Source organism: Terriglobia bacterium (assembly GCA_020073205.1).
In the GTDB taxonomy this organism is placed as follows: domain Bacteria; phylum Acidobacteriota; class Polarisedimenticolia; order Polarisedimenticolales; family JAIQFR01; genus JAIQFR01.
This window is the reverse complement of the sequence record JAIQFR010000008.1, coordinates 66,364-75,566: the sequence shown is the minus strand read 5'-3', so window position 1 is coordinate 75,566 and position 9,203 is coordinate 66,364. Positions and strand designations below refer to the sequence as shown.

7 protein-coding genes are annotated in these 9,203 nt (G+C 71.6%); 4 read left to right on the top strand and 3 right to left on the bottom strand.

The window, feature by feature from the left end:
* Both LAO51_03015 and LAO51_03010 read left to right on the top strand, forming a co-directional pair.
* Positions 1-1,347: OPT/YSL family transporter (locus LAO51_03015; GenBank protein MBZ5637709.1), on the top strand; the 1,347-nt coding region annotated here is incomplete at its 5' end.
* 56 nt (positions 1,348-1,403) lie between these two features.
* Complete coding sequence (locus LAO51_03010; GenBank protein MBZ5637708.1) at positions 1,404-2,792, top strand: hydroxylamine oxidoreductase; 1,389 nt, start codon at positions 1,404-1,406, stop codon at positions 2,790-2,792.
* Positions 2,793-2,803: 11 nt separating this feature from the next.
* Here LAO51_03010 and LAO51_03005 read toward each other — a convergent pair whose 3' ends face one another.
* A complete protein-coding gene (locus LAO51_03005; GenBank protein ID MBZ5637707.1) occupies positions 2,804-3,889 on the bottom strand; it encodes a zf-HC2 domain-containing protein in 1,086 nt (361 codons plus the stop codon).
* Positions 3,886-4,509, bottom strand: a complete 624-nt coding sequence (locus LAO51_03000; GenBank protein MBZ5637706.1) for a sigma-70 family RNA polymerase sigma factor — start codon at positions 4,507-4,509, stop codon at positions 3,886-3,888. The genes LAO51_03005 and LAO51_03000 overlap by 4 nt, the downstream gene beginning before the upstream one ends.
* A gap of 113 nt (positions 4,510-4,622) precedes the next feature.
* Between LAO51_03000 and murB the strand changes: the two genes are divergently transcribed.
* A complete protein-coding gene (gene murB / locus LAO51_02995) occupies positions 4,623-5,525 on the top strand; it encodes a UDP-N-acetylmuramate dehydrogenase (protein ID MBZ5637705.1) in 903 nt (300 codons plus the stop codon).
* Between the two features lie 82 nt (positions 5,526-5,607).
* Complete coding sequence (locus tag LAO51_02990) at positions 5,608-6,504, top strand: radical SAM protein (GenBank protein MBZ5637704.1); 897 nt, start codon at positions 5,608-5,610, stop codon at positions 6,502-6,504.
* On the opposite strand, the gene LAO51_02985 is transcribed toward LAO51_02990, so the two are convergent.
* Positions 6,494-9,112, bottom strand: a complete 2,619-nt coding sequence (locus LAO51_02985) for an SWIM zinc finger family protein (GenBank protein MBZ5637703.1) — start codon at positions 9,110-9,112, stop codon at positions 6,494-6,496. The two genes, LAO51_02990 and LAO51_02985, sit on opposite strands and share 11 nt — an antisense overlap.
* Between the last annotated feature and the right edge of the window lie 91 nt (positions 9,113-9,203).

Here is a 9,203-nt window from a genome sequence, read left to right as displayed (position 1 = left end):
GCGGTTCTGGGCCTCGGGTACATCATCGGCGTGAACTACGCGTCCATCATCTGCGCGGGGTCGTTCCTCTCGTACTTCGTGTTCATACCGCTGCTCGCCCGGCTCGGCCCCCTCGTCCCGGGCGGCGTGCTCTTCGCCGGCACGCCGCCGATCAGCGGGATGGATTACCAGGCGATCTTCTCCAACTACGTCCGGTACATCGGGATCGGCGGGATCTTCTCCGCGGGGATCCTCTCCATCGTCAAGATGTCGCCGGTGATCGGGCAGGCGATCGGCAAGGTGTTCACCGAGATGTCCCGCTTGCGGCAGGCAGGAAGCGGCGGCGCGGCGGCGCCGCGCACCGAGCAGGACATCCCGATGGGCCGCGTGGTCGCCGCCACGATCCTGCTCGCCACGGTCATGGGCCTCTACTTTCGGTTCATCGTCCTGGCCGGCACCGAGTCGGCGACCTCGACGGCGCTGGCGGCGCTCCTGATCACCCTAGTGATCTCGTTTCTGTTCGCTCCGGTGTCCGCTTGGGCGGTGGCGCTGATCAGCACGACCCCGATCTCCGGGATGACGCTCACGACGCTGATCATCTCCGCCGTGCTCCTCCCGCGCCTCGGTCTCCGCGGGCCGCAAGGAGCGCTCAGCGTTCTCCTCATCGGCGGCGTCGTCTGCACGGCGCTGTCCATGACCGGGTCGATGGTCACGCTGCTGAAGGTCGGGTACTGGATCGGCGGAACGCCGCGCCGGATCCAATGGGCGCTCATCGGGGGGTCCGTTCTGGCCTCGGCGACCGTGACCGGGGTCATCATGCTGTTCGCCCACACGTACGGCTACGTGGTCGACTCCGCGCACGCCTCGCCGGTCGCGGCACCTCAGGCCAACGCCATGGCGGCGGTCATCCAGTCGGTGATGCAGTCGGGGCAGGCGCCCTGGTTCCTCTACGGCCTCGGCGCGGTGATCGCGGTCGTCGTGATGATGATCGGCGTCTCCCCCCTGGCGTTCGCCCTCGGGATGTACCTCCCGCTCGAGCTGAACACGCCGATCCTGGCGGGCGCGCTGTTCGGCTGGCTCGTCAAGCGGCGATCGGGCGACCCCAAGCTCGATCGCGCCCGGGGAAACCGTGGCACGCTGATCGCGTCGGGCTTCATCGCCGGCGGGGCGATCGCGGGGGTCTTCGACGCGCTGGCGAAGTGGCTCGATCTCGCCTGGATCCGAGACCTCGCGCGGTCCCTCGACTACGGCGAGACCGGGAAGAACTGGGTCGGGCTCGTCGCGTTCCTTTTCCTCGGCGCATTCTTGCTGTGGGACGCCCGGCGGGCGAAGGCCGAGGAGGGAGCGGGTCCCGAGATCACCATGTGACCCGTCGACGGTGCCTTCGGCCGCCGTTCGGAGCCGGTCCAACAAGGAGACGCACCATGAGACCCTCCGTCGCCGCCCTCGGGATCCTCCTCGCCATTCCACGTATCGCCTCCTCCGCGTCCGCGGAGCTGTCGGAGCCGAGCACGGCATGCGTCATCTGCCACCAAGAAAAGATGCCGGGACTGACCGGCGAGTGGCGCTCCTCCAAGCACTTCGGCGCGGACGTCGGCTGCCACGAGTGCCATGCCGCCGACCCGAAGGACCCCGACGCGATCGAGCACAACGGGTTCACCATTGCGGTGATCGTGTCGCCGAAGGACTGCTCGCGCTGCCACCGGCAGGAGTTCGAGCAGTTCGAGCGGTCGCACCACGCCGATGCAGGGGCGATCCTCGGGTCGCTGGACAACACCCTCGGGGAGGTGGTCGAGGGGCCCGCCGCCGCGGTCACCGGGTGCAAGCAGTGCCACGGCGGCTCGGTCAAGATCCTCGAGGGCGGAGAGCTCGATCCCGACACCTGGCCCAACAGCGGCATCGGGCGGATCAACCCCGACGGGAGCAAGGGGTCGTGTGCGGCCTGCCACTCCCGGCATGCGTTCTCGGCCCGGCTCGCCCGAATGCCGGACAACTGCGGCAAGTGCCATCTCGGCCCGGACCATCCGCAGAAGGAGATCTACCAGGAGTCCAAGCACGGGATCGCCTTCCTGGCTCATCAGGCCCGGATGAACCTGGACAACTCCGCGTGGATCCTGGGACTCGACTACACCGCCGCCCCCACCTGCGCCACGTGCCACATGAGCGCCACCGGCGACCTTCCCCGGGTCCATGACGTCGGCGACCGGATCTCCTGGACGCTCCGCCCACCGGTGTCGGAGCGTGTGGACGCCGCGGCGAAGAAGAAGGGGCTCGAGGTCAAGAGCTGGGAGTCGCGGCGCGCCGACATGCGGAAGGTGTGTACGAACTGCCACACCTCCTCGTACGTGGACGCGCACTACGTCCAGTACGACAGGATCGTCGGGCTCTACAACGACAAGTTCGCGCTACCGGCCACCCAGATCTACAACGCGCTCCGGGACGGCGGGCTCGTCACGAAGGACCCGGTGTTCGACGACGAGGTCGAGTGGACCTACTACCTGCTCTGGCACCACGAGGGTCGGCGGGCGCGGATGGGCGCCGCGATGTTCGCCCCCGACTACGCCCAGTGGCACGGCTTCTTCGAGGTCGCCGAGAGGTTCTACACCGATTTCCTCCCGCAGGTGGACGCGATCCTGAAGAAGGCCGGCGCTGAGGGCGGCGCAAGGGCCGCCGCCGCGGTCGAGGTCGCCAAGCGGGTCGAAGGCGTGAAGGGCTCCGGCGACCACCGGTGGTTCATCGGAAAGATGGACCCCGCCGAGAAGACGCGGCGCCAGAAGGAGGCCGACGACTTCCGCCAGCGCTACGCGCGCTGACGCGGCACCGCTCAGGGGAGGATCGTCAGGCGGACCTCGGCGCACGGGGCGGTCTCAGGGACGTGGGCCTCCGGATCGGCCTCGGCGACGCCGAAGTCGCGAAGCGCGGCCGCCAGCTCGGGCCAGCGATCTCGTGGCACCTCGATACGCCACGCCATCGGCTCCTCCCCGACCCTCTCCCCGCTTCCCCCGAGCCGGGCCGCGAGCCGCTCCAGCTCCTCCGTCGCGGCCGTCCGATCGGCGCTCCTCAATCGCCACCCGGTCGGGGGGGAGGCGATCCACACGCTCGCGCACCGGGCCGGCCCCGAGTTCACGACGTTCCGGACCTCGACCCCCGCCGGGGAGACCGGCTGCGGCGACGGGGAGCGCCGCGCGGTCTCGGGCGCTGCCGCGGTGGCCGTGGAGCGGTCGGCCGCGTGCTCGCTCAAGGCTCCTCCCACCACGCCGCCGAGCACGCCGCCGACCACGCCACCCGTCGCTTCCGGCTCCGTCCCCTCGTCGCGAGAAGAGGGAACCGGCTCGAATTTCGATTCCGGCCCCTTCGTCGCGGTCCCCGACGGCGCGCGCGGAGACAGGACCTTGAGCGTTGCCGCGCGCCTCGGAGGACGTCGCGGCGGCGCGGGGGTGAGGCCCTTGTCGCCTGCCGATTCGGTAGCGGCCGGCGCAGCTGGGCGGCCCGCGGCGCCTTGGTCCCTCTCGAGACGATCCCCCGCCGGAGCCTCGACCGGCAACCCCGGGATCCCGGGCTCCCGCCGCTCCAGGTGCCACACGCCGATCAGGATGCCGCACGCGGCGACGGTCGCCGCGACCGACAGCGGGACCGGCCCGCGCCACCAAGGTCGCGCGGGCCTGAGAGCCACCTCCATCCTCCCCGACCGGAGCCGCCAGCCGATGCGGTCCACGAGCCCCGCCGGCACGGGCGGCGTTTCCTCGCCGGCCGCCGCGCGGGCGACCGTCCGCAGCCCCTCGAGAACCGCTCGGCACCTGGCGCACTCGCCGAGGTGGGCCTCGACCTCGGCCCGCTCCGAGGAATCGAGCTCGCCGTCGAGCAGCGCGGAGAGCCGCTCGTGCGGATGGCGCGGATCGAGAGGGCTCATGGCGCCGCGGCCTCCATGCATTCCTTCAGCGCGAACCGCGCCCGAGCGAGACGAGATCGGACCGTTCCGAGGGCGACGTCGAGGACCCTGGCGATCTCCTCGTACGCGAGGGACTCCCCGTCCCGGAGCGCCACGACCGCGCGCCACGCCGCGGGGAGGCGTGACACGCAGTCCGCCAGCCTCCGAAGCAGTTCGCGCGCCTCGAGCGCCTGGAGCGGCGAGGGACCGCCGTCGGCGAGGCGCGCCAGCAGCGGCTCCCCGTCCGGATCGCTCGCAGCAGGGGCGTCGATCGGCCGGGAGGCGCGCCTCAGCCTCTCGCCCGAGCGGCCGACATGGTTGAGCGCTCTCGTCACCGCGATCCGGTGGAGCCAGGTCGTGAAGGCGCACTCCCCGCGATAACCAGCGAGCCCCTGCCAGGCCGCGAGGAAGACCTCCTGCACCACGTCCTCGGCGTCGGCGTCGTGCCGGACGATCCGCCAGACCACGCGCCACACGTGCCGGACGTGCTCCGAGACGAGCCGCTCGAACGCTCCCCTGTCCCCGCGTCGGGCGCGATCCACAAGGTCGCGCTCGGCGTCACCCAAGGCCGACGTCGTCCGTGGCTCCATCGTCACGAGCATGCCACGGTCTGTCGAGGATGTCTCCATACCCCGGGTTGGACCGCAGGCGGCGGCGGGAGTTCCCGGCGCCGGATCCGCCCCTCGGCCCCCGGGGGTTCTGCTACGATCCTCCGGTGCCGTCCCACTTGCGGTCCGAGCTGCGCGACGCGGGCTTCCGCGGCGAGATCCTGAGCGAGGAGCCGCTCTCCGCATACACGACATGGCGGATCGGCGGGCCCGCAGAGGTCCTCGCGACGCCGGTCGACCGCGACGACTTGGCGCTGCTGCTCTGCTGGGCCGAGTCCGTGGGGGCTCGCTGGCGGGTGCTGGGGAACGGCTCCAACCTCCTCGTTCGCGACGAGGGAGTCCGGGGGGTCGTCATTCGTCTCCGCCGGGCGCTCGGAGAGATCCGAGCGGAAGGATCGCGGATCCACGCCGGGGCCGGGGCCGCGCTTCCCGCCGTCGCGAACCTGGCCGCGTCCCTGGGGCTCGCGGGGCTCGAGTTCGCCGCCGGCATCCCCGGAACGGTGGGGGGCGCCGTGATCATGAACGCCGGATGGCACGAGCACGAGATCGGGAACGTCGTCGAGGAGGTGGAGACCCTCGAACCCGGCGGCGCCGAGACGACCCTCCCCCGCGCGGCCTGCGCCTTCGGCTACCGAGCCACATCGCTCCGCGGGCGGGGAAGCATCGTCCTCGGCGCGACCCTGGCCCTCCGTCCCGACGATCCCACGGCCGTCCGGGCGCGGCTCGCCGCCTACGCCGCCGCTCGGCGCGTCAGCCAGCCCACCGATCTTCCCTCCTGCGGATCGGTCTTCCTCAAGCCCGAGGGGGACTTCGCGGGAAGACTCGTGGAGCGAGCCGGTCTCAAGGGGCTCCGCGTGGGCGATCTCGAAGTCTCGTCGAAGCACGCGAACTTCATCGTGAACCTCGGGCGAGGAACCTCCGCCGACGTTCTCGCCCTCGTGGAGCGGATCGAGGGCGAGGTGCTCCGGCGATTCGGCGTCCGCCTCGTCCGGGAATTCGAGATCTGGTAGCGCGTCGGCCGTCCGCGCCGAGATCGTTCGTCGGCGGTGTCCCTCGTGTTATGCTCTCCCCACGGGGCGGGGGGGGGGCGGCGTGCGGCTCGATGTGGAGGGGCTCTGCGCCAGGGCCGCCGAAGCGAGGCGGCTTCTTTCTCCATGCACGCTCTGCCCGCGGAATTGCAGGGTCCGCCGTCTGGCGGGAGAGGTCGGCCCGTGCCGCGTCGGCGCCGTCGCGCGCGTCGCGACGTTCGGTCCGCACCACGGCGAGGAGCCTCCGCTGAGCGGGAGCGCGGGCTCGGGCACGGTGTTCCTGTCGGGCTGCAACCTGCGCTGCCTGTTCTGCCAGAACCACGATATCAGCCGCGACGCCGCCGGCCTACCGGTGAGCCCCGAGGGGCTCGCCGCGATCGTCCTCGACCTCGAGGCCCGCGGATGCCACAACGTCAACTTCGTGAGCCCGACTCACGTGATGCCTCAGATCCTCGACGGGCTCGCCGAGGCACGCCGGAACGGATTCGACCTGCCGGTGGTCTGGAACTGTGGGGGGTTCGAGTCGGTGACGGTGCTCCGGCTCCTCGACGGCGTCGTGGACATCTACATGCCGGATTTCAAGTACGGCGACGAAATCGACGCGCGCCGCCTGTCCGGCGTCCGTTCCTACCCCGCACACGCCCGCGCCGCGCTCAGGGAGATGCACCGCCAGGTCGGCGACCTGGTCCTCGACGCGCGAGGCATCGCCACGCGCGGCCTCCTGGTTCGCCACCTGGTTCTCCCCGGTGGGCGTGCCGGTACCGCTGCGGTGATGCGGTTCCTGTCCGCCGGGATCTCCCGCGACACCTACGTGAACGTCATGGACCAATACCGCCCGGCGGGAGGCGACTGGTCGGCGATCGGTCTCGCCCGCGGGCCGAGCGCGGCGGAGATCCGCGACGCCGCGGCGTCGGCGCGCCGTGCCGGCCTCCACCGCGGGATCTTCCCCGTCATGGGCTGACGGCCAGGCGTCCCGGCGGCGGCTCGTCGTCGTCGGTCAGGCTCCGGATCCGCTCGACGAACGACACCTGCCCTCCCTCGTCCAGGTCGATCCGGTCGGCCTCATCCACCAGGAGTCCCTCGAACAGTGCCCGCTTCCCCTCGATCACCCGCCGAACGCGCTCCTCGATGGCTCCGCGCGTCACGAAGTGCAGCACCTGGACGCTCGCGCGCTGCCCCAGCCGGTGGACGCGGGAGATCCTCTGCTCGAGGACCGCCGGATTCCAGGGCACTTCGAGGTTCACGACGATCGACGCGGCGTCCTGGAGGTTCAGGCCGAGACCTCCGGCATCGGTGGAGAACAGGACGCGAAGATCGGGATCCGTCCGGAACGCCTCGAGGACGCGGGTCCGGGCGCCCGCGTCCAGGCCGCCGTGGAACATCTCCGCCCGCTCGCCCCGCCGCTCCAGGAGATCCCGGACCACGAAGTGGCCCAGACGCAGCATTCGCTCCCACTGGCTGAAGATCACGACCTTGGCGTCGGACTGGTCGAGAAGGTCTTCTAGAACCCGGACGAATTCCTCGAGCTTCGGCGACTGAATCGCCCTGACGTCGTCCCGCGTCGCGATGCGTGAGGCCGCGAGCCGACGGGCGGTTCGGTCCCACGCGTACTGGCCGAGCGCGTTGCACAGGATCCGCATGCTGGTCAGCGCCTGGAGGAGGACCCGCACTTCGCTGGGCTTGAGCGGCCGATTCTTGCCCACGAGCGCCGCGACGCGCGCCGCCTCCCGCCGGTACGGGCGCCACTGCTCCGGCGTCATCCCCGTCCAGAACGTGTGGTCGATGCGCGGAGGGAGCTGGTCGAGGACCTCCTTGCGCTCGCGGCGGACGAACAGCCCCGCGAGTCGTCGGCGCAGCAGGTCGAGCCCCTCGTAGGCCACCACCCGGCCGGTGGCGTCGGTCACCACGTGGAGGGGGATCAGCCTCCACCGTGGCCCGAGCGCGCGGGGGTGGAGGAACTCCACCAGGGAGTGCAGCTCGCCCAGCCGGTTCTCGAGCGGAGTCCCCGTGAGAATGAACGCATAGGGGCTGTCGAGACGCTTCACCGCCTTCGCAGTCTTGGTTTCCCAGTTCTTGATCCGCTGGGCCTCGTCCAGGATCACGAGGTCGGGGTGAGCCGAGCGGATCGCCTCGAGATCTCGGAGCACCAGCTCGTAGTTCAGGATCTGGAACCCGCGGTCCCAGCCGCGATAGGTCACGAGGCGCGAGGCGCGACTCCCGTCCACGACCGATGCGCGCTCCCCGCAGGCCCGCTCGATCTCCCCCTGCCACTGGTGCTTGAGCGACGCGGGACAGACGACGAGGGCTCGGGCGGCCCCCGCGGCCTTTCGGAGCAAGAGCGCCGCCGCGACGGCCTGGACGGTCTTGCCGAGGCCCATGTCGTCAGCGAGAAACGCCCTCCCGCGCCGCGCCAGGAACTCGACCCCGTCCTCCTGGTACGGGTGGAGACGAAAGCCGAGGGCCGGGATGGTGTCGGACCAGATCGCGCTGCCGCGGGTCGCGGTGGCGAGCCGCGCTCCCGTGGCCTCGCCGTCGCCCGCCTCCCGGATCCGCGCCTGGACGGCGGGATCGAGATCCAGGACGAGTCCGCGCCCCGCCGCCGCCGACCGCGCCGCCTCGACTGCCGCCCGGGCCCATTCCACCGGTTGGGTGCCGGGAGGCGGCTCGCGGAGCCATCCGTCCGATCCGAAATGCGTCGCGATATCGTCGGGGAGCGCGCCGGCGGGGACGTCCGCGCGAAGTTCCCTCAGCGGGTCGGGGGGCCCGAGCGGCCACTCCCTCGGCTGCCACCAGACGGAGAGCACCCGCGCCGGGAAGCGCTTGCGTTTTCGGGAGAACCAGCCGCGCGCGCGCTCCACGTGCTTGCAGATTCCGAGCTCGTTCTTGGCGAAATCGGGGCAGGTGCAAGAGGCCAGATCGCCTTTCGCGCCGCGGAGCACGACCGTGTACGGCGCCTCCGGCTCCCGTCCCGTCACGAGGAACCTCGGCGGTCCTCCCTTCCCCGAGATCCGGCGGACGCTCGCCCGCTCGCGGCGCGCGCGCTTCCGGCGCGCGGCGATCTCCTCGTGGCGCTCCAGGGCGATCCGCTCCTCCGCGATCGGCGCCCAGTCCGCCACCCCGGCCACGAGGGTCCCCGACGCGAGCGGCGCCGGCGTCACGATCCTGCCGCGGCCGCGCGCGATCCGGCCGCCTCGCTTCCCGCCACGTATCGTCTTCGACCGCGTGGCCAGTGCGAACCGCGGGAACCGGAGCGCCTCGACCGCGGCGACGGCGTGCTTGCAGACCGGGCCCCAGTCGAACGGACAGTTGCAGCGGCTCACGAGGAGGCCGCCGGTCGCGGCGACCTCGACGCGGTACGGCGTCGGGCCGGAGTCGCGCACGCGGGCCTCGAGGAACCTCCCGTCGGGCCCGAGGCGGAGGGATTGGACCTTTCCCATAAGCGCGGTCTCCCGACCGCTCCTCGCCACGCGCTCCCCCGCCCACCGCTCGAGATCCGCGGAGAGCAGCGCCGCATCGGCGCCCGCGGGCGGCAGCCGTCGGTTCCCGCGCTTCGGACTCCGTCGGGCCAAGCGTCTCCCCTCCCGACCCCGGCGCGGCCCGTCGTACGAAAGCCGGGGAACAAATTCCATAGTCTGTCCCCATTCCACCGCTTCGCGCAAA